Annotated in this window: 19 protein-coding genes; 13 read left to right on the plus strand and 6 right to left on the minus strand. The window is 69.7% G+C overall.

The window, feature by feature from the left end:
* Positions 1–41: 41 nt before the first annotated feature.
* The 4 genes from DFR72_RS41740 (at position 42) to DFR72_RS46080 (ending at position 3,278) form a co-directional block, all read left to right on the plus strand.
* Positions 42–974 carry an anti-sigma factor RsbA family regulatory protein gene (locus DFR72_RS41740; RefSeq protein WP_245983895.1) on the plus strand — a complete coding sequence of 311 codons (933 nt, stop codon included), beginning with the start codon at positions 42–44 and terminating at the stop codon, positions 972–974.
* Positions 975–1,035: 61 nt separating this feature from the next.
* Positions 1,036–2,334 carry a wax ester/triacylglycerol synthase family O-acyltransferase gene (locus DFR72_RS41745; protein WP_090065123.1) on the plus strand — a complete coding sequence of 433 codons (1,299 nt, stop codon included), beginning with the start codon at positions 1,036–1,038 and terminating at the stop codon, positions 2,332–2,334.
* A 22-nt stretch (positions 2,335–2,356) separates the two neighbouring features.
* On the plus strand, positions 2,357–3,022 hold the full coding sequence (locus DFR72_RS41750; protein ID WP_090065124.1) for an HAD family hydrolase: 666 nt from the start codon (positions 2,357–2,359) through the stop codon (positions 3,020–3,022).
* Positions 3,023–3,140: 118 nt separating this feature from the next.
* Positions 3,141–3,278, plus strand: a complete 138-nt coding sequence (locus tag DFR72_RS46080) for a hypothetical protein (RefSeq protein WP_170176648.1) — start codon at positions 3,141–3,143, stop codon at positions 3,276–3,278.
* On the opposite strand, the gene DFR72_RS41760 is transcribed toward DFR72_RS46080, so the two are convergent.
* The 3 genes from DFR72_RS41760 to DFR72_RS41770 form a co-directional block, all read right to left on the minus strand.
* Positions 3,269–4,549: a serine/threonine-protein kinase gene (locus tag DFR72_RS41760; protein WP_090065126.1), complete on the minus strand. Its 1,281-nt coding sequence runs from the start codon at positions 4,547–4,549 to the stop codon at positions 3,269–3,271. The two genes, DFR72_RS46080 and DFR72_RS41760, sit on opposite strands and share 10 nt — an antisense overlap.
* Positions 4,550–4,795: 246 nt before the next feature.
* Positions 4,796–5,413, minus strand: coding sequence for a ScbR family autoregulator-binding transcription factor (locus tag DFR72_RS41765; RefSeq protein ID WP_090065127.1), 618 nt, complete (start codon positions 5,411–5,413; stop codon positions 4,796–4,798).
* Complete coding sequence (locus tag DFR72_RS41770; protein WP_090065128.1) at positions 5,410–5,820, minus strand: nuclear transport factor 2 family protein; 411 nt, start codon at positions 5,818–5,820, stop codon at positions 5,410–5,412. The genes DFR72_RS41765 and DFR72_RS41770 overlap by 4 nt, the downstream gene beginning before the upstream one ends.
* A gap of 253 nt (positions 5,821–6,073) precedes the next feature.
* Between DFR72_RS41770 and DFR72_RS41775 the strand changes: the two genes are divergently transcribed.
* From DFR72_RS41775 to DFR72_RS41790, 4 genes are all read left to right on the plus strand, one after another.
* On the plus strand, positions 6,074–6,382 hold the full coding sequence (locus tag DFR72_RS41775; protein ID WP_245983896.1) for a helix-turn-helix transcriptional regulator: 309 nt from the start codon (positions 6,074–6,076) through the stop codon (positions 6,380–6,382).
* A 229-nt stretch (positions 6,383–6,611) separates the two neighbouring features.
* On the plus strand, positions 6,612–7,049 hold the full coding sequence (locus DFR72_RS41780) for a lamin tail domain-containing protein (RefSeq protein ID WP_170176649.1): 438 nt from the start codon (positions 6,612–6,614) through the stop codon (positions 7,047–7,049).
* 137 nt (positions 7,050–7,186) lie between these two features.
* Positions 7,187–7,822, plus strand: a complete 636-nt coding sequence (locus DFR72_RS41785; protein WP_090065130.1) for a lamin tail domain-containing protein — start codon at positions 7,187–7,189, stop codon at positions 7,820–7,822.
* Between the two features lie 184 nt (positions 7,823–8,006).
* On the plus strand, positions 8,007–11,750 hold the full coding sequence (locus tag DFR72_RS41790; RefSeq protein WP_245983897.1) for a S8 family peptidase: 3,744 nt from the start codon (positions 8,007–8,009) through the stop codon (positions 11,748–11,750).
* Here DFR72_RS41790 and DFR72_RS41795 read toward each other — a convergent pair.
* Positions 11,735–12,706: a helix-turn-helix domain-containing protein gene (locus tag DFR72_RS41795; RefSeq protein ID WP_245983898.1), complete on the minus strand. Its 972-nt coding sequence runs from the start codon at positions 12,704–12,706 to the stop codon at positions 11,735–11,737. The genes DFR72_RS41790 and DFR72_RS41795 overlap by 16 nt on opposite strands.
* A 66-nt stretch (positions 12,707–12,772) precedes the next feature.
* Positions 12,773–13,231, minus strand: a complete 459-nt coding sequence (locus DFR72_RS41800; RefSeq protein ID WP_211335747.1) for a MarR family winged helix-turn-helix transcriptional regulator — start codon at positions 13,229–13,231, stop codon at positions 12,773–12,775.
* Positions 13,232–13,340: 109 nt separating this feature from the next.
* Here DFR72_RS41800 and DFR72_RS41805 point away from each other — a divergent pair, with 109 nt between their 5' ends.
* Positions 13,341–14,498 (plus strand): FAD-dependent monooxygenase, encoded by a 1,158-nt coding sequence (locus DFR72_RS41805; RefSeq protein WP_090065132.1) that lies wholly within the window; start codon positions 13,341–13,343, stop codon positions 14,496–14,498.
* Between the two features lie 69 nt (positions 14,499–14,567).
* The gene (locus DFR72_RS41810; RefSeq protein WP_090065133.1) at positions 14,568–15,368 is read left to right on the plus strand and encodes a dioxygenase family protein; all 801 of its coding nucleotides are present in this window, start codon (positions 14,568–14,570) and stop codon (positions 15,366–15,368) included.
* Here the strand turns inward: DFR72_RS41810 and DFR72_RS41815 are convergent.
* On the minus strand, positions 15,342–16,604 hold the full coding sequence (locus tag DFR72_RS41815; protein WP_090065134.1) for a PucR family transcriptional regulator: 1,263 nt from the start codon (positions 16,602–16,604) through the stop codon (positions 15,342–15,344). The two genes, DFR72_RS41810 and DFR72_RS41815, sit on opposite strands and share 27 nt — an antisense overlap.
* A gap of 81 nt (positions 16,605–16,685) precedes the next feature.
* Here DFR72_RS41815 and gabT point away from each other — a divergent pair, with 81 nt between their 5' ends.
* The 3 genes from gabT to DFR72_RS41830 are packed head-to-tail and all read left to right on the plus strand — an operon-like array spanning position 16,686 to position 20,302.
* On the plus strand, positions 16,686–17,987 hold the full coding sequence (gabT, locus tag DFR72_RS41820; RefSeq protein WP_090065135.1) for a 4-aminobutyrate--2-oxoglutarate transaminase: 1,302 nt from the start codon (positions 16,686–16,688) through the stop codon (positions 17,985–17,987).
* Positions 17,882–19,294 carry an aldehyde dehydrogenase family protein gene (locus DFR72_RS41825; RefSeq protein WP_425459944.1) on the plus strand — a complete coding sequence of 471 codons (1,413 nt, stop codon included), beginning with the start codon at positions 17,882–17,884 and terminating at the stop codon, positions 19,292–19,294. Before gabT ends, DFR72_RS41825 begins: the two co-directional genes overlap by 106 nt.
* 45 nt (positions 19,295–19,339) lie before the next feature.
* Positions 19,340–20,302, plus strand: coding sequence for a LacI family DNA-binding transcriptional regulator (locus DFR72_RS41830; RefSeq protein ID WP_090065137.1), 963 nt, complete (start codon positions 19,340–19,342; stop codon positions 20,300–20,302).
* Positions 20,303–20,695: the final 393 nt, after the last annotated feature.

Below are 20,695 nucleotides of genomic sequence, written 5' to 3' on the forward strand. Positions count from 1 at the left end.
GCCTGGCCCCCGCCGAAACACTGTTACGGGGAGCAGAATAGGTGCCTGCCGCAACCACCGACCTCACCGGGAAGCCGATGAACTCCGTTGCCCCGTTCGCGCACGAAGCCCTGTTCTACCGGGACGAGGACACCTTCCTCTCCGGTACGGCCAGATTCGTGACGGAGGGTGTCGACAGGGGCGAGCCGGTGCTGGTGGCGGTGCCCGAGGAGAGCATCGGGCCGCTGCGCGAACGGCTCGGTGACGCGGCAGAGCAGGTGCACTTCATCGACATGACCGAGGCCGGTCGCAACCCCGGGCGGATCATCCCCGGTGTGCTGATGGCGTTCAGCGCGAGCACGCAGCGCCGGTTCCGGGTGGTCGGCCAGCCGATCTGGCCAAGCCGCACGGCACTGGAGTACCCGGCGTGCGTGCAGCACGAGGCGTTGATCAACACGGCGTTCGAGGGACGGCCGGGCGTCATCCTGTGCCCGTACGACGCGGCGGCGCTGCCCGGCCACGTGCTGGACGACGCGCGGCGCACCCATCCCGTCGTGATCGACGGCGAGCGGCGCGTGGCGAGTGAGTGGTACACGGAGCCCACTGGACTGGCCGACGTCTACAACGTGCCGTTGCCGCCTCCGCCCGCGGACGCCGAGGTGCACTCGTTCTCCGTCGGCACGCTCGCGCACATGCGCAAGCTCGTGTCGGCGTACGCGCACTGGCTGCGCCGCGAACAGGTCGAGGACCTGGTGCTCGCGGTGAACGAGCTCGCGACGAACAGCATCCTGCACGCGTCGGGGCGCGGGGTGCTGCGGCTGTGGAGAGAGGGCGACACCGTGGTGTGCGAGGTGAGCGACACGGGCTCCGGCTTCCCGCCGTCGTTCACCGGCCTGTCCGGCTTCGGGATCGTGATGGTGAACCTGCTGTGTGACCTGGTTCGCACCCACACGAGTCACAGCGGTACCACCGTTCGAGTGTACTTGGGGCGGTAGGGAGTCACCGCCATCTCATCGCAATGCGCACGACACGATGACCTGTTTTCCTTGCACAGATATGACAGACCACCTCTCCCCCCTCGACATCGCTTTCCTCGCGATGGAGGGCGACACGAATCCTTTGCACCTCGGCGCGGTCGCGACCTTCGCACCGTCCACTCCGGTGCATCCGGCCCGCATCGCCGCCGTGCTCTGCGAACGGGCGCAAGAGATCCCGCGCCTGCGCCAGCGCGCCCGCACCTCGATGCTCGGCGGCGCACGGTGGGTGGAGGACCCCGGTTTCGCGCCGGAGGACCACGTCTTCACGCACCACACGCGCGGCCGTGACCGGTTCGCCGCCCTGGTCTCGCACCTGATGGCGCAGCCGCTCGACCTCGCGCGCCCGCCGTGGGAGCTGCACGTCATCACCGGCCTCGCGGGCGGCAGGTTCGCCGTCGTCGCGAAGCTGCACCACTCGCTGTGCGACGGCATGAAGGCCGTCGGCCTGGGGATTCAGCTCTTCGACCCGTCACGGCTGTCCATTCCGGACGCCGCGGAGCCGGCGGCGAAGTCGATCATCCCGTCGCTGCCGTCGCTGCGCGGCATCAAGGACGCGATCGACATCGCGTCGAGCGTGCTGATGAACACCCGCCCGCCGACGCTCAACTCACCGGTGCTCACCGCGTCCACCCGGCCACGCCGCGTGGTGATGTCGCGCCTGGATCTTGCGGACGTGCACCGAATCCGCCGCGCGCACGGCGGCACGGTGAACGACGTGTTGCTCGCCCTCGTCACAGGTGCCTTGCGCCACTGGCTTTCCGCGCACGGCAGTGCGGGGCCCGATTCGGTCGTGCGCGCCCTGATCCCGGTTAACCAGCGCTCACGCTCCGGCGACGGCGGCTCGGGCAACCAGATCTCCGGCTTCCTGGTCACGCTGCCGGTCGGCGAGGCGGACCCGGTGGAACGGCTGCGGAACGTCCGCGCGCAGATGGAGTCCGCGAAGGCCGCCGGCCCGGACCGGGGTGCCGGGGCGCTGCCGCTGCTCGCCGACAAGGTGCCGCCGCTGGTCCACCGCCTGGCCGCGCCGGTCATGGGCCGCTGCGCTCCGCTGCTGTTCGACACGCTGGTCACGTCGGTGCCGCTGCCGTCCGTCGCCCTCTCCCTGGACGGCGCCGCGCTGTGCGAGATGTACCCGGTCGCGCCCGTCGCACCCGGCCACGCCGTCGGCATCGCGCTGTCCGTCTACAAGTCGTCCGTCCACGTCTGCCTGAACACGAACCAGTCGTGGATGTCGGACGCGCACTGGCTCGACAGCGTCCTGCGCCGCGAGCTCTCCTCGTTGCAGGAGAGCAGGGAGCTGGTGGGTTTGCCTAGGTAGACGTGCGGGCACACCTGTTTTCATGAGCAACACCTTGGTCCTCGACGTGGACGGCACCCTGGTCGACACCAACTACCACCACACGGTGGCGTGGCTGCGCGCCTTCCGCACGGTCGACATCACCGTGCCCGGCTGGCGCGTCCATCGTGCGATCGGCATGGGCGGCGACAAGCTGGTGGCCGCCGTGGCGGGCGACAAGGTCGAGCAGGACCACGGTGACAAGGTGCGCCAGGCCTGGGAGCGCAACTTCGACGAGGTGCTGGACGAGATCCAGCCGCTGGAGGGCGCACACCGCCTGGTCCGCGCCGCCACCGACCTCGGGCTGGCCGTGGTGCTCGCCAGCTCGGGCAAGCGCAAGCACGTCGAGCACTACCTGAAGCTGCTCGACCCCGGCGACGTCGCGTGGACGACCTCGGACGACGTCGAGGACAGCAAGCCGGCGCCGGACCTGATCGAGGTGGCGCTGCGCGAGGTCAAGGGTGAGCGCGCGGTCGTGGTGGGCGACTCGGTGTGGGACTGCGAGGCGGCCGCACGGATCGGGTTGCCGTCGATCGGGCTGCTGACGGGCGGGTTCGGTGAGGACGAACTGGTCGACAGCGGAGCCTCGGCCGTCTACTCGGACCTCGACACGCTGCGGGCGGAGCTGGCCGACCTGCCGTTCGCCGTGGTGGAGGACCCGAAGGCCTGAAATTCCGTCGCGGAGCCGTCCGGACGGCCGATTTCTCGCACCCCCGAACTGGCGCTTCGAGGTGGACGAACAGGGGCGCCTGGTCACGATGGTTGATCCGTACGAGGAGACGACAGGCGTGCCTTTGCCCGGCGCGGACTTCGTCCTGCCACCAGGATCCGCAGCTCCTCAGTGGGAGCTCGCGGTCGAGGCGCCCGGCCTCCGAGGTGAGCGGGTGAGCAGTCCGGAAGGTCTGACGTTCCAGGTCTACGGCTGAGGAACGGCCGACGGGGTCGGCAACTCCGAAGGCTTGCGGTTCTTCTTCTCCTTGCTGGTCTTCGTAGTCTCCCCGGTCGGCTCCACCTCGGTGGTCTCGACGACCGGGGTCGACGACTGCACGACCCCACCGGCGCCTGGCTGCGGCGCCCCGGGCTCACCGGGCGCGTTCGAGGCGTTCGAGGCATCCGAGGCGCCCGGCGTCTGCACCACGGTCACCGTCGACTGCGTCACCGTCACGACCTGGGTCTGCGCGTCCGGCGTCACCGGCTTGTCCGCCGCCGGCGCCTCGTTCCCGCCACCGGCGAAGTTCGCCACCACGACGGCCACCGCGCTGACGGCGACGGCCGCGGCCGCGATCGCCAGGCGCTTGCCCTTGCGGGACCGGGGCTCGGGCACGGCAGGAGGCGCGTCCGGTGCGACGGCCGCGTCCGGCAGCAACGCGGGCAGCCCGCGGCTGGCCTCGAAGGCGGCCTGCAACGACCGGGAGCACTGGGCGGCGGTCGGGCGGCGTGCGGGGTCCATGTCCGTCATCGCGGACAGCAGCGACACCCACGCCAGCGGCAGGTCGACGGGGATCCGCGGCGACCGGGCGAGGCGGGCGAGCGCGGCCTCGGCGTCGCCACCGGGGTACTCGGTCCGCCCGGTCAGGCACTCCAGCAGCACGAGGCCCAGCGAGTAGACGTCCGCGGGCGGGCCGACGTCGGCACCGCGCACCTGCTCCGGCGACAGGTACCCGGCGGTGCCGACCAGCACTCCGGACGTCGTCACCCGCGTCACCTCCGCGACCAGCGCGAGGCCGAAGTCAGCCAGGTAGGCCTGCTTCTCGGTGTCGTCGAGCAGGATGTTGGACGGCTTGATGTCGCGGTGCACGACGCCCAGGTCGTGCACGTGGTCCAGCACCGCGGCGATCTGGCTGCCGATCCGCGCCACGAACCTCGGCGGCAGCGGCTCTCGCATGCGCTGGCGCAGCGTGCCGCCGGTGATCTCGCGCATCACGAAGTACGGGCGCCGGGACACCGTTCCGGACGCGTAGACGGGGATGATGCCGGGGCAGTCCAGCGAGACCAGCATCGAGGCCTCGCGCTGCAGGCGCAGTTCGTCGTCGGGCAGGCCAGGGCCTGAGAAGACCTTGATCGCCACCGAGGACGTCGTCGATCGGTCGTACGCGCGGTAGACCTCCGCCATGCCGCCGGACCCGAGGAGCGTGCCGACCACGAAGCGGTTGTCGATCACCGCCCCGGTCAGATCGCCGTCCCAAGGTGCGCTCATGGGCCTCCGCTCGCCTGCGCAGCAACCTAACGGGTCACCTGGAATTCCGGTACCCGCCCTACCTGAAGATCAAACTACGATCTGCCCGGCGTTGATCTCCCGGGGCCTACCGAACCCAACGACCTCCGCAGGTCATCGGTTCGCGATACGACGAAACCGTCCGAGCCGATCGCCGCGAGTTCCCGCACGGGCAGCTTGTCGTCGCGGGGGTTCAGCTCGTTAGCGAAGCCGAAGATCAGACAGCGGTCATTCGAACCGCAACGTCGCGTAGACGGGTGCCGTCACCAGACAGCCGGACGACGCCCGCCACACCCTCGCGAGCCGCGTGCGGAGATCCGTGCCGCCGCTCAGGGCCTGTGCCACGAACTGCAGCCCGAGCAGCTCCGCGACGATCTGCTCGGCCGCGTGCCGGACGTTCACCTCCGGCCGCAGCTCACCGCGTTCCCGCGCGAGCGACAGCAGCTCCCGCACCACGGCGACCCAGCCGACGACCTGCGCGGCGGCCACGACGTCGAAGAACACCGCCTCCCGCAACAGCTTCGCGCTGACCCGCACGGTGAGGTCGGAGTCCAGCCTGCGGGAGAACTCGAACGACATGGCGATCAGCGCCTGGATCGGTGACTGCTCGATCGCGAGCTGCTCGTCGCGCAACCGGTGCCACAGCAGCGACTGCTCCTCGATGATCGCGACGCCGAGCGCCTCCTTGGAGCGGAAGTGGCAATACAACGCACCTTTCGACACGTTCGCCCGAGCGCAGACGGCGGTGAGGCTGGATCCGGCGAACCCGTCCCGGTCGAACACCTCCGCGGCGGCGTGCAGCAGCTTGGCCCTGGTGCGGATCGATCTCTCGCGGTTGACGCTCATGACTCCGTCCGCGCGGCCCCTGTGGCGACGGCGGCGGCCAGTGTGTCCGGCATCTGCCAGTACTGCTCGATCTCCCCCAGGTGCACCGACACCACCAAGGCGAAGCGCACGTCCACCCGCTCCGACGTGGCCAGGACCCGCCAGCGCGCCGAACCGATCACGGCCGCGTCTCCTCCGTCGACGATCACCTGGCGGGCCGAGAGCCGCTCCAGGTCGAACGTGGCGAACAGGGTGAGGAACTGGGACTCGACCTCCCGGCGGGTGCGCGGGCCGGTCGTCCACCGGGTGCCGCCCAGGTCGGGCGCCTCCCATTCCACGGTCGGCGCGCACAACCGCGCTATGCCGGATGCGTCCTGCGCGGCCAGCCGCGCGAGAAGCACCTGCACCACTTCGACCGTCGAGAGCATTTTCTCCACCTTCTCATCCCGGTCATTGCTGTCGCAACGTCCGGCGCAGTCACACTAGTCAAAGCTCCACAATGTGAGAGCGCGCGCCCCGTTGGCCCAGCTCCCTTTAACCCAAACATCCGATCGACTGATTCCGGCGGTACGCGAACTTTCAACGACCGTCGGTATCACCGCAATGCAGGGACCCATGATCCAGACTTTGGGGCATGGTGGTCGGGACACCAACCTCATCCCACCGAAACGGAGCAGAACCGTGCTCAAGGCAGCCAGACCAGCCCCAGAGCACCAGGACGTGCCGCCCATTACCGCGCTGATTCCGCAGGCCAGGCGGGAACAAGGCCTCACTCAGCGCGAACTGGCGGACCTGTTGTGCGAGATCTCACAAAACGACAGCGTCACTCGTGAAGAAGTGTCGAGATGGGAACGCGGAAAACGCATTCCCGGCCCCTACTGGCGCGCCTTCCTCAGCACGGCGCTCGACGTGCCTCACGCCGCGGTGGACAAGGCGGCGACGATCGCACGCGAGACACGCAGGGGCACCAGGGAAGACCACCCCGCTTGACGGGGAGCGGACAGGCGCGGGAGATCTGCGCCAAGCGGAGGAGCGGTGGACCGCCGAGACCCCGCGGTCACCGTCTTCCCGCAAGTCCCAGGCAGAGAAGGTCTTTGGCCTCCTGTGACGACCGCCGGGCCCGCGCCAGACTGCGATCGTGACACCCCCAGGCAACTCCGTCGCAACGTACCTGCTGCTCGCCGGTGCCGCGCTCGGCGGCACACCGGGGGTCTCCCCGGTGAAGGTGAACGAGATCGCGCTCGGATCGAGCGGATTCGTAGAACTGCGCAACACCGGCTCCACGGGCGCAGACGTCGGAGGATGGACGATCCAGGCCTGCGCCGGCTCCACTCCGCGAATCCTCGCCACCATCCCTGCGGGCACCGTGCTGCCTCCGGGTGAATACTTCCTGATAGTCGGCAGCGCGTTCAGCGGAACGGCGCCCGGCGGGATCGTCGTCGAGACCGTGGACGGTTCGGGTGTTATCGCCCGAAACCGGCACGGCGCACACATCGACAGCGTGGGCCTCAGCTCCTCCTCACCGTGCCGGGAAGCGGGATCCGCGACACCGTGCGCAGATTCATCGCTCGGCCGTGACGGCCCCTCCCACGACACGGATCACAACTCGGCCGACTTCACCTGCCGCATTCCTTCTCCCGGCGAAAGCAATGACTGATCAATCATCAATGGCCCCTTTCGAGCCCGAACGAATGCGAGCAAAGTCAGTCCCAGCGGCAAGACAGGTCGTTCCCCCGGACCACCTGGGCCGCTACGAGAAAATATCCGAATTCACTTTCTCGAAGGGACAGGACAATGCGTCGACTGCTGAGCGGGGCTGCCGCCCTGGCAATCGCGAGCACCATTGCGTTCGCCGGACTGGCAACGGCCGCTGAGGAGCCCGAGTCTCCCGAGGTCATGCAGCTGCCGGCAGTGCTGATCAACGAGGTCTCCACCATGGGACCGAACGGTCCGCTCGACGAGGCGATCGAGCTCATCAACACCACGAGCGAGCAGGTCGACCTCAGCAACTGGGTCATCAGGATCTACAACCAGCGCAACGAGGTCATCCAGACGATCCCGTTGGTCGACCCACTCGGCGGGCCGCTCACGCTGGCGCCGGCGAACAACGTCGGCAGCACGCTGGTGCTGACGGGTGCCGAGTTCTCCGGCACCACGTCCACGCCGAACGTTCTCCCGGTGCGATTCACCGGTGTCGAAGGCATCCCGGCCCTCGGCGGTGTGGCGGTCTTCGGCAGCCTGGCCCCGACTGCCTTCAAGATCGACGGCGTCGCATTCTCGTCGCCGGTGACCACGGCCAAGGAAGGCGTCCACGCCCAGCCCGAGAACCAGCGCACCGCCCAGCTCAACGGTTCCAACACGCGCAACCTGCTGAACCAGGACACCAACAACAACCAGCGGGACTTCTCGCTGCAGGAACGCACCTTCTGATCAACTCCATCTGACCGTCAAGCGGGTGCACCGATCGAAGTGCCCGGACCACCTCCCTCGGTGGTCCGGGCACGCTCGTGTGCGGCGTGAAGTCGCCAACGGCGACTAACCGCCGCTTTTCGCTGTTTCCCAACGATTTGCGGCCCCTCATCCTGCTGTGAACTGATCACCTAGGGAGGGCGCCGTGATTCGACAGGTTCTGGCACTCGCCACAGCTGCCGCAACGCTCGTCGCACCAGTCGCGTCCACCGCGTCACCACCGCCGCGGGCGCAGACATCCGAGGCCTCACACCGGGTCACGCTCATCACCGGTGACGTCGTCGACTACACCGAACGCTCGGACGGGCGAAAATTCGCCCAGATCCACGCTGCGCCAAGGGATGGCGAGCAGCCGATCTTCCACACGATGACGACGGCGAAAGGTCTGCACGTCTACCCGTCGGACGCGATGAGCGCCGTCACGTCCGGAACGGTCGAGCGCACGCTCTTCAACGTCACGGAGCTCGTCCGCACCGGACAGTCCGATGACCGCGCGACCACGGTTCCGGTGCTGATGACCGGTGGCTTCTCCGCCAGTGCACACACCCGGATCAACAGTCTCGACGCTTCGGGCGTCCGCGTCGAGAAGTCGAAGGCGCAGGAGTTCTGGCGTTCCCTGGACATGAGCGCCAAGTCCGGCGTGCGGGTGAAGTACGACCGTCCGGTCCGCATCTCGCTCGACCAGACCACCAGGCAGATCGGTGCACCGGAGGCGTGGAAGGCCGGTCTGGACGGCACCGGTGTCACGGTCGCCGTCGTCGACACGGGCATCGACGCGAACCACCCCGACGTCGCCGGCAAGATCACCGCGTCCGAGAACTTCTCCGACGAACCGGACGTCGTCGACCGGCACGGCCACGGCACGCACGTCGCCTCGACCATCGCGGGCACCGGCCAGGGCGCCGCCGGCAGGTACAAGGGCGTGGCCCCCGGCGCGACACTCGTGATCGCCAAGGTGTTCAACGGCGCCGGTGAGGCGGACACCTCCCAGGTGCTCGCGGGCATCGAGTGGGCGGCCCGCTCCGGAGCGAGGATCGTCAACCTCAGCCTCGGTGGTGACGTCACGGACGGCAGCGACGAGATGAGCGCGCTGGTCGACAGGCTCTCCGCGGAGACGGGCGCGCTGTTCGTGGTGGCGGCGGGGAACAACGGCCCGGCGGGCCGTTCGGTCACCTCACCGGGCGCCGCCGCGTCCGCACTCACCGTCGGCGCGGTCGACCGGCAGAACAAGCTGGCACCGTTCAGCAGCACCGGTCCGCGCATCGGTGACGCGCACGTGAAACCCGAGATCAACGCACCCGGGGTCGGCGTCGTGGCCGCCCGCGCGGCGGACACCTCGATGGGCGCACCGGTCGACGGCCGGTACACGGCCGCCTCGGGAACGTCGATGGCGACGCCGCACGTCGCGGGCGCCGCGGCGCTGCTCACTCAGCAGCACCCCGACTGGGACGCGCAGACGGTGAAGAACGCGCTCGTCAGCAGCGCCACCGATGTCGGCATGTCCTGGTACGAGCAGGGTGCCGGTCGTCTCGACGTCGCACGGGCCATCACGCAGAAGGCCACGGCCACCGCGTCGGCGAGCTACGGGCGCCACGAGCGGGGCGCGGGTGGGGTGCTCACCAGGGAGGTCCAGTACGTCAACATCTCCGGCACGGCGCTCGACCTCGACCTCACCGCGGCGTTCAAGGGCTGGGACGGGAAGTCGACGACCGGGTTCGCCCTCGGCACCACCAAGTTGACCGTTCCCGCCCACGCCAAGGCGTCGGCCACCCTCACCCTCGACCCGGAGGTGGGCCCGGCGGGCGTGTACGGCGGCGTGGTCACGGCGACCGGAGGCGGCACGACGTTGCGCACCCCGGTCAGCGTGTACGAGGCACCGCAGACGTTCCCGGTGTCCGTGCGGGTCCGCGACGGTGCCGGCAAACCACCCGCACCGGCGATGGGGCAGCTGATCGACGACACCAACGGTGGTGACGACGTCAACGACCCGTTCGACGAGACCCTGAGCTACTACTTCGACGTCGTGAACGGCGAAGGGGTCGCGAACGTGCCGAGCGGCCGCTATTCGGCGGTGACCTGGGCGACCGAGAACACGGCGGGAGTGCGGCGCTGGTCCGCGCTCGCCGCACCGGAGCTCACCGTCACCGGCGCCGCCGACGTCTCGCTCGACGCGCAGAAGACCGTGCCGATCGAGGTCGTGCCACCAGGTCCGTCCGAGCAGCGCGACCGCACCGTGACGATGCGCCGCGTCGTACCGGCGGAAGGGGAGAAGTCACCGCTGATCACCGAGATGGCCGCCGCGCTCGGCAGCGCACCGTGGGAGATCCGCGCGACGCCTTCCGCGGCGGCGAAGAAAGGCGCGATCTCGTTGCAGGACAACCTGACCCTGCAGACCGCGACGGTCACAGCGTCTTCGGGAGGCCGGACGCTCAGGACGGACGGCGACGTGGCCGTGCTGTCCGCGAGGTGGCCCGGTGAGCGCGACCTGACCCTCGGCGGGGACACGGCACTGGTGAAGATCAAGCCGGACACGCCCGCCAACATGGTGAAGGCGGCGAACACCGCCGCCACCACCGCGGCCCAGGCCGGCAAGAAGGCGATCTTGTCCTATGTGGACGCTCCGGGTGCGCTCGCGCTCACCGGGCTCTCCAGCGCCTCGCTCCCGGCGCTGGGCGTCGGCAATTCGGACGGCGAGTTCCTCGCGAAGCAGACGTCCATGAGGCTGACCGTCAAACCCGGCCCGGAGTCGGTGTTCAACCTGAGCTTCCTGGACGCCAACGGCATCCCGGCCGACCACCGCCGGACGGTGGACCCCGCCAAGCTGGTCAAGCGGCAGACCGCCTACCACGCCGACAAGCCGGGCCTGGCCGTGCAGAAGACGTGGTACCCGTTCCCGACCGGGCTGTGGCAGACGCAGATCATGCGCGGCACCACGTTCACCCCACCCGCCGCGTGGAACGAGTACATCGGCCCCGGCGACGACCGGATCGTCTGGAAGCGGCACGTGACGCTGAGCGGAACCGATGCCAAGGGTCAGCGTGCGGCCATGACCATGTTCCAGGAGAACGTGTTCCGCGAGGGCGCCGCTCCCGCACAGGAACGGTGGTTCGCCGGACCGATGCACAGCACCGCGATAGCGCTGCAGTCCGATCACCCCGCTCGCTACCCCGCCGCGAACGGCGCGTGGCGGCAGCTCTGCTCGAACTGCCGGACGGGCGACACGTTCGTCCCCGCCCTGCAGTGGACCGACGGCAACCCCGGCCACTACACGAACCCCTACCAGAACAGCAAGTTCTTCACGACCACCAAGGTCCGCCTGTTCCGGGGCGACGCGGAGATCCCGGCCACCCAGGAGCCACTGGCCTTCTACCCCACCTTCACGATGGCGCCGGAGAAGGCGGCCTACCGGCTCGAAACGGTCGAGACGCACGCTGCGGGAGCGATCGCGGGCGCGGTCAACCCGGTGCTGTTCACCCTCGCCCCGCGCACCGAGACCACGTGGACCTTCCAGTCCTACCGCTCGCAGAACCCTCCTCCCCCCGGATACGCGTGTCACGCCGGCCAGCCGGCCTGCCAGTTCCAGCCGCTCATCCGGCTCCGCCACGACCTGCCGCTCGGACTCATGAACTCCGCGCCGGCGGGCACACCGTTCACCTATCACCTGCACGCGTCCAGCAACGCACCCATCACCCTCGTGAAGGTGCAGTGGTCGTCAGATGACGGCAGGACGTGGAACCAGGCGGCGAGCCAGCCGAGCGGAGATCGCTGGCAGGTCACGATCGACAAACCGAGCGGCGACGTGTGGCTGCGCACGGAGGCAAGGGACGGAGCGGGGAACACGGTCGTGCAGACCATGCAGAGGGCTTTCCGCACTCACTCCGGTAGCTGAGGTGGCAGCAGGGACCTAGCCCCTCGAGCCGCGGCGCGCAGACCCGCCTGGAAACGGGTCTGCGCGCCCAGCTCGTCCATCAGCCGGTGCAGGCGGCGCTGGTAGGTCCGGTAGCTCAGCCCGAGCTGCTTCGCGATGCTGCGGTCCGGCAACCCGGTGGCCAGCAACGCGAGCAGCCGCGCGTCCGCGATCGAGACCTCGGTGCTCGCGGGCTGCCCCGGCAACGACAGCGGTACCGCGTCGTCCCAGAGCTTGGCGAACAACGCCCCGAGCGAGTCGAGCAACGCCGACCGGTGCACGATCACCGCGCTCTCCAGCGTCGTCTCGGTGCTGTACAACGGGATCAGCCCGAGATGGGAGTCCGCGAGGATCATCTTCGTCGGCGCGGTCGCGACGACCCGCGCCTCCTCCCCCAGCGACAGCCCCATCTCCAGGTCGGCGCGCAGGTCGTGCAGCTCCAGTGCCCGGCGTTCGTAGATGCCCCGGAACCGGACGCCGCGGCGCAGCAGCTCCTCCTCCACCGGGTGCAACGACGTGGGCGCCTTGGCGTACGGCGGTTTGTCCACGAACCGCACCTCGTGCCGGGCCGTGCGCATCACCTGGTCCGCGCGCCGCGAGATCGCCTCGGCCCCGTGCACCACCTCGACGAGGTCCGCGGGAGCGCGCACGCCCGCCGCCCGCTCGTAGCGGACCTGCAGCGCGCCCGCGAGCAACCGCTCCCGCCGCAGGTCGTCCTCGCGACGCAGGAAGTATGCCGCCAGCGCGACGTCCGGGGCGACGGCCGTGTGCAGCCCGTCGACCTGGTGGACGAAGCCGAGTTCGGTCAGCGACCTCAGCGCCGTCCGCACCACGTGCTCGGCGAGGCCCGCCGCAGGGCACAGCTCGTCCAGCCCCAGCTGGTAGGAGTCCACGAGCACCTCGTAGACCGCGAGTTCCGCCGGACGCAATCCGAGCACGCAGGCCAGTATGCCGACTTCGGGCGGCCGTTGACGCGGGGCCGGAAACGGCTCGGAGGGTTTCGCTCAGTCCCGGACGAGGTGCGCCTGGAGGTCGTCGACGAACCGGGTGAGCAATCGGCCGAACGCCGTCTTGTCCTCCTCGGACCAGTCGGCGACGGCCTCGGCGAACCAGCCGAGGAGGGCCTCCAGATAACGCCCGGACGCCCCGGCGCCCTTCTCGGTGAGCTCGACGAGACGCGCGCGCTGGTCGTCGGGATCGGTGACGCGACGGACCAGATCAGCGCGCTCCAGGTCGTGCAGGTGCCTCGTGACGTGAGGGCCGACGACCTGCATCCGTGTGGCGATCTCCCCCACCCGCAACGGCCGGTCGGCCATGCGCAGGGTGATGAGCACGGTCAGGCCGGGGCGGTCGATCCGGAGCCCGGCGTGCTCCACCGCCCGCTCGATCAGCTGGCTGCGGTTGAGCACGGTGCCCAGTTGCATCAGTTGCGGCAGCATCGCCGCGGGGTCCAGGCCGCTCATCTCACACCTTACTTACCTAACTTAGGTATATGCTCACGTCAGTCGCGCATCACGGTAGCGATCATCCTGATCCGAAAAAGGATACCTAAGTTAGTTATCTGGAGGCACCATGAGTTCGGTCCTGATCTCCGGCGCCAGCATCGCCGGCCCCGCGCTCGCGTTCTGGCTGCGGCGGCGCGGCTTCGACGTCACCGTCGTGGAGAAGTCCCACGCCCTGCGCGGCGGCGGCTACCCGATCGACATCCGCGGCACCGCGCTGGGAGTGGTCGAGCGGATGGGCCTGCTCCCCCGGCTGCGCGAGGCCCACGTCGACACCCGCCGGATCACGTTCCTCGACGCCGGCGGCGCCCAGGTCGCGTCGGTCCGGCCGGAGGCGCTCACCGGTGGCGACGGCAATGATCTGGAGGTCCGGCGCGGCGACCTGGCCGAGATCCTCTATGCCGTCGTGCGCAACGACGTGGAGTTCCTCTTCGACAACACCATCGTCGCCATGAACGAGCACCCCGGCGGCGTGGACGTGACGTTCCGCAGCGGCCTCGAACGCACCTACGACCACGTGATCGGCGCCGACGGGCTGCACTCGGTGGTGCGCGAGCTGACGTTCGGGCCGGAGGAGCGGTTCCACCGCTACCTCGGCTACTGCTTCGCGGGCTTCACGCTCCCCAACCACCTCGGCCTGAGGCGGGAAGCCCTGCTGTGGAACGAACCCGGCCGCGCCGCCGCGCTGTACGCCGTCGGTTCGAACGACTCCATGCACGGCTTCCTGAGCTTCGCGCGCGCCGAGGCCCCGTTCCGCGCCTTCCGCGACCCGCAGGCCCAGCGCGACCTCGTGGAGGAGGTGTTCGGCGGCGACGGCTGGGAGGTGCCGCAGCTGGTCAAGGCGATGCACGAGGCCGATGACCTGTTCTTCGACGCGGTCAGCCAGATCCGCATGCCGCGCTGGTCGTCCGGCCGCGTCGCGCTGGCCGGGGACGCCGCGCACGCCCCGTCGTTCCTCACCGGGCAGGGGTCGAGCCTCGCGCTGGTCGGTGCCTACGTGCTGGCGGGCAACATGAACGACTTCGGGGCTTACGAGCGCACGATCCGGCCGTTCGTCGAGGCGAACCAGAACCTGGTCGACGTCGGCAACGCGGAACTGTTCCCCGGCACCGCCGAGGCACTGGCCGCGCGCAACGCCGCCCTGCGTTCACGCGAGACGATGCCCGCCGAGGCCGCGCGCCCCGAGCACTCCGCGCTGACCCTGCCGGAGTTCGGGCTGCGTGAGTGAGTTCGGCTGCTATCTCCTCAACAGCTCGTCCACAGGCGGCTCACAGGATTCGGCCGCAGTCTGGGTCGCATGACGGACAACCACGACCGCGGCCTCCAGTTCGACCTCGCCACGCTCATCGGGCGCAGGCGGGCGTTGTCGCTGCTCGGCGGCGCGGGCCTCACGCTCGTGGCCTGCACCCCGTCGACCACCACCGCGACCTCGACCACCACCACCGGCTCGTCCACCACGGCCGGCGGCTCGCCGCTGGAGACCATCCCCGAGGAGACCGCCGGCCCCTACCCCGGCGATGGTTCCAACGGCCCGAACGCGTTGACGCAGAGCGGAATCGTGCGTTCGGACATCCGTTCCAGCTTCGGTTCCTCCAGCCGCACGGCCGAGGGTGTGCGGCTGACCATCGACCTGACGGTCCAGAACGACGACGGCAAGCCGTTCGCGGGTGCCGCGGTCTACCTGTGGCACTGCGACATCAACGGCGACTACTCGATGTACTCGGACCGCGTGAAGAACGAGAACTTCCTGCGCGGGGTCCAGGAGGCCGACGCGTCCGGCAAGCTGACGTTCGTCAGCGTCTTCCCCGGCGCGTACGCGGGACGCTGGCCGCACATCCACTTCGAGGTCTACCCGAGCCTCGCCGAGGCGACCAAGGCCGGCAACAAGATCACGACCTCGCAGCTCGCGCTGCCCGAGACGACGTGCAAGGAGGTCTACGGCACGACCGGGTACACGCAGAGCGTGCAGAACATGTCGCGGACCTCGTTGAAGCAGGACATGGTGTTCCGCGACGGCGTCGACCACCAGATGGCGACGATGTCGGGCGACGCCGGCTCCGGCTACACCGCCTCACTGACCTTCGCGGTGCAGGGCTAGCCACAGTTCCGCGCGCAGGCCGGGCGAGTCGAGCGAACGGTTCAGCGCCTGCTCGGCCCTGCGCACCCGGTTGCGCACCGTGTGCCGGTGCACGCCCAGTTCCGCCGCCGCCGGGTCCCACGCGCCGTGGTGTGCCAGCCACACTCGAAGCGTCGCACGGGTTTCCGCGTCGAGCGGGCGCAGCAACGCGTCGGCGAAGCCGTCCGGCAGCGGCAGGTTCCCGGCGAGCTCCTCGAACGTGCGGACGCCGGCATTCCGCGCCTGGCGGGCCTCGCGGTACCCCCGCGCGACGCCGGGCTGGTCCACTTCGGACGAGGCAAAGCCGTCGAACTCATCGGTGAGCACGACGAAGTCGCCGTCGTGCTCGGCCCAGAACACGTCGTCGTCCGGTGGTCCGGCGGCGAGGAAGACCCGGAACCGGCCGGGCAGTCCGTCGACCGCGAGCCCCGCGAGCAGCATCCGGAACTGGCCGGCACGGAGTTCTCTCCTGGCCGCGTCGACGGAGTCGTGCTGGGCCAGTGCGACGACGAGCAGCGACGCCGCCGTGTTGACGATCCCCGGCTCCGGCCTGGCGGTGCCGACCGCCAGAACGCCTCGGGCGCGGCTGCCGAGGACCTGGAGGAACACGTGCACGCCGTCCAGCTCGAACGCGGCGCTGGCCAGGCCGCCCGCGGCCTTCAGGCGGGCGAGCTCGGCGGTCAGGTCCGGGACGAGCCGTGGGTTGTGGGCGTGCACGGGCCGGCCGGCCACGTCGAGCAGCACGGCCCAGCCGTCGATCCACTGGCCGAGCCTGCGCACCACTCCCCCGGCACCGGTCCTCACCGCGGCTCTGGTGAGTGCGCGCTGGGCTTCGCTGGTCCTGGTCAGCGCCGCGTACTCGTCGGCGGCGAGCGCCTTCGACACCGCCTTGCTGATCGCGATGAACGGCACGTCGCGCGGCACCTCGACGAGTCCCAGTCCCACTTCCGCGGCCGCCTCCACCAACGCGGGCGGCACGACGTCGTGGCCCAGACCGGTGCCGAAGCCGAGTCCGACGACCCCCGCGCGCACGAGCCGTTCGACGTACCCGTCCCGCAGGGCGTTGAGGCCTGTCGTGAGCAGCAGCTCGCCGCCCTCCAGGAACGGGGTGGGATCCGCGAGCTCCGTGCCGTGCACCCACCCGACCGGCCTCGACACGTCTCCTGCCAGCACCGGCAACGCCAGCTTCCCCGCGAGTTCCCGCACCGTGATGGGCATGTGCCACTTTGTACAACCTGACCCGTGCAGATCGCCATTTCAGACACTGCGCCTGCCGCTGACCAGGGCCATGCTGGGCACATGACGCGTCTGCTGCCCAAGAATCGGCTGGTGACCGCGATCCCCGGTCCCCAGTCCCTGGAGCTCCAGGCGCGGCGCAAGGGCGCGGTCGCCGCCGGGGTCGGTTCGACGCTGCCCGTCTACATCGACTCCGCCGACGACGGCCTGCTGATCGACGTCGACGGCAACCAGCTGATCGACCTGGGCTCCGGCATCGCCGTGACGAACGCCGGCAACCCCGCCCCCGCCGTGGCCGAGGCCGTGCGCGCGCAGATCGACAGGTTCAGCCACACCTGTTTCATGGTCACGCCGTACGAGAGCTACCTCGAGGTCTGCGAGCAGCTCAACGAGCTGACCCCGGGAGACCACGAGAAGCGGTCGGTGCTGTTCAACTCCGGCGCCGAGGCCGTCGAGAACGCGGTCAAGATCGCCCGGCACGTCACCGGCCGGCAGGCCGTCGTGGTGTTCGACCACGGCTACCACGGCCGCACGAACCTCACGATGGCGTTGACCGCCAAGAACATGCCGTACAAGCACGGGTTCGGGCCGTTCGCTCCCGAGGTCTACCGCGTGCCGGCGTCCTACCCGCTGCACGACGGCCTGACCGGTCCCGAAGCGGCGGCCAGGGCGATCGCCGCCGTCGAGAAGCAGGTGGCCGCGGACGACACCGCAGCCGTCGTGATCGAGCCGATCCAGGGCGAGGGCGGGTTCATCGAACCCGCCGAGGGCTTCCTGCCGGCGATCGCGCGGTGGTGCCGGGAACGCGGCGTGCTGTTCGTCGCCGACGAGATCCAGACCGGCTTCTGCCGCACCGGTTCGTGGTTCGCGCTCGACCACGAGGGTGTGGTGCCGGACCTGATCACCACGGCCAAGGGCATCGCGGGCGGGTTGCCGCTCGCGGCCGTCACCGGCCGCGCCGAGATCATGGACGCCGTGCACGTCGGCGGTCTCGGAGGCACCTACGGCGGCAACCCGGTGGCGTGCGCGGCCGCGCTGGGCGCCCTCCGCACGATGCGCGAGCGCGACCTCAACGCCGCTGCCCGCCGCATCGAGGAGACGGTGCTGGGCCGGCTGAGGACGGTCGCGGAGAAGACGGACGTCATCGCGGACGTCCGCGGCCGCGGCGCCATGCTCGCCATCGAGTTCACCGAACGCACGCCCGACGTCGCCGCGCGCGTCGCGAAGGCGTGCCACGAACAGGGTGTCGTAGTGCTGACGTGCGGCACTTACGGCAACGTGATCCGCCTGCTGCCCCCGCTGGTCATCCCCGGCGACCTGCTCGCCGAAGGACTCGACGTGCTCGAAGGAGCTCTGCTCGCATGATCGACTTCCACACCCCCGAAGACGTCGAGAACGCCGTCGCGAAGGCGCACGCCGTCGCACCCGAACTGGCCGCGTTGCCCGCGCACCGCCGCGCGTCCGCCCTGGACCACGTGTCGCGACGCCTGGGCGAGCGCGCCGAGGAGTTCGGGCAGGCCATCAACGACGACTCCGGCAAGCCGCTGAAGTGGGCACGCGTCGAGGTGACCCGTGCGATCTCCACGTTCCGCTGGGCCGCGGAGGAGGCTCGCCGGTTCTCCGGCGAGTTGCAGCGCCTCGACACCGACCCGTCCGCCGAAGGCCGTCTCGCGCTGGTGCGCCGGGTGCCGCGCGGTCCGGTGCTGGGCATCGCGCCGTTCAACTTCCCGCTGAACCTGGTGGCGCACAAGGTGGCGCCCTCACTGGCCGTCGGCGCGCCGATCGTGCTGAAGCCCGCGCCCGCCACGCCGAAGGTCGCGTTCCTGCTCGGCGAACTGCTGGCCGAGACCCACCTGCCCGACGGCGCCTTCGCGATCCTGCACCTGTCCAATGAGGACACGGCAGCCCTGGTCGAGGACCCGCGCCTGCCGGTGGTCTCGTTCACCGGTTCCGGCCCGGTCGGCTGGGGCATCAAGGAACGCGTGCCGCGCAAGCACGTCACCCTCGAACTGGGCGGCAACGCGGCCGCGATCGTCGCCCCCGACTGGCAGGACCTCGAGTTCGCGGCGCAGCGCATCGCCACGTTCTCGATGTACCAGGCCGGTCAGTCGTGCATCTCGGTGCAGCGCGTCTACGTGCACACCGACGTGTACGACGCCGTCTCGGAAGCCGTCGTGCAGCACGTGAACAAGCTCGACGTGGCCGGGGACGTCGGCCCGTTGATCAACGACGCCGCGGCCGACCGCGTCGAGTCGTGGGTGCGCGAAGCCGGCGCCACGGTGCTGACGGGCGGAACGCGTGACGGCCGCACGTACGCGCCCACCGTGCTGACCGACGTGCCGGAGGACTCGAAGGTCAACGCCGAGGAGGTGTTCGGCCCGGTCGTGACGCTCACGCGGGTGGACAGCGTCGAAGAGGCGTTCGACCGCGTCAACGCGTCCCGGTACGGCCTGCAGGCGGGCCTGTTCACCACGGACGTGCGGCTGGCTTTCCGTGCCGCGCAACGGCTCCAGGTCGGCGGCGTGATCGTCGGCGACGTGCCGAGCTACCGGGCGGACCAGATGCCGTACGGCGGTGTGAAGGAGTCCGGCATCGGCCGGGAGGGTCTGCGCGCGGCCATGGACGACCTGACCGAACAGCGCGTCCTCGTGCTGACCGGACTGGAGCTGTGACCGGCGGACGGGTTCGTTCTTGACCTTGACTGCGATGATTTGCCCGTGGCCGTCACGATCAGGGATGTCGCACTCCAGGCTCAGGTCTCCGTTTCGACCGTCTCGCGCGCTCTGAGCGCACCGGGACTCGTCAAGGAGGCCACCCGGCAACGGGTCCTGGACGTCGTCGCCGGGCTCGGTTACCAGCCGAACCGGGCGGCGCGAAGCCTGATCACCGGCCGCACCGGGAACCTCGGCATCGTGGTGCCCGACCTGCTCAACCCGTTCTTCCCCTCGATCCTGCGGGGCGTGCAGACGAGGGCGGGCGAGGCGGGCACCTCGGTGTTCTTCTGCGACAGCAGGGAGGACCCGGACACCGAGGCCGAGCTCGTGCGGACGATGGCGGCGCAGGTCGACGGCGTGGTGCTGTGCGCGTCGCTGCTGTCCGACGACACGATCGTCGACCTGGCGGCGGTGACGCCGCTCGTGCTGATCAACCGCATCGTGCCGGGTGTCTCGTCGGTCCTGATGGACAGCGCCTCCGGCATGGACCAGGTGGTCGCGCACCTGGAGTCGCTGGGCCACGAGGACCACGTCTACCTGGGCGGCCCCGCGGCGGCGTGGTCGAACGACCGCAGGATGCAGGGCCTCGCCGGCCGTGCTCGGCTGCTCGGCTCGTTCGAACCGAACTTCAACGGCGGCTACGCCGCCGCCGAGCAGGCGCTCAGCACCGGTGCGACGGCGTTCATCTGCTACAACGACCTGATCGCGCTGGGCGTGCTGGCCTACCTCGCGGCGCACGACGTGAAGGTGCCGGAGCAGATCAGCGTGACTGGGTTCGACGACATCCTCTACGCGACGATGTGCTCCCCAGCGCTGACGACGGTCCACATGCCGACCGAGGCCGCCGGCGAGGTCGCCGTCGACCTCCTCGCCTCGCTGCTCGACGGCGGACCGGCCGAGCACCGGGAGCTCCCGACGACGCTCGTGGTCCGCGCGAGCACGACCGCGCGACCGCGGCCTGCCTGACGCCCGGCACGAAACAGGCTTGGACGCATTCCTCGCGAAGAACGAACAACTGGTCCGCATTCGGGCCGAGGGAGTCGCTTCGGGGTGACTCCCTCACGCAGCCGATGAGTGATGTCTAGTCGTAACCGCGAACGTGCCCGTCCTCGTCGGCGAGAATCTCGTAGCCGTCCATGCCCAGCTCCTTCCGTTGGTGTCCGACCTCATGAACCGTAGAGCCTCAGACGCGTCCTGTGGAGTGAATTTACATCGCAATCGGGGGTAGCCGAAGATAACCCAGAGCAGTCGGGGTGACGGCTCTATCTCGATTCCGAAGCGTCAAGAACAGCGCAAGAATAGGCCGATCACCTACGCGTAACAAAGCGTTCCCAGGCATGATCGGAAATCGATTCAGTG

Source organism: Lentzea flaviverrucosa (assembly GCF_003350445.1).
Taxonomy (GTDB): domain Bacteria; phylum Actinomycetota; class Actinomycetes; order Mycobacteriales; family Pseudonocardiaceae; genus Lentzea; species Lentzea californiensis.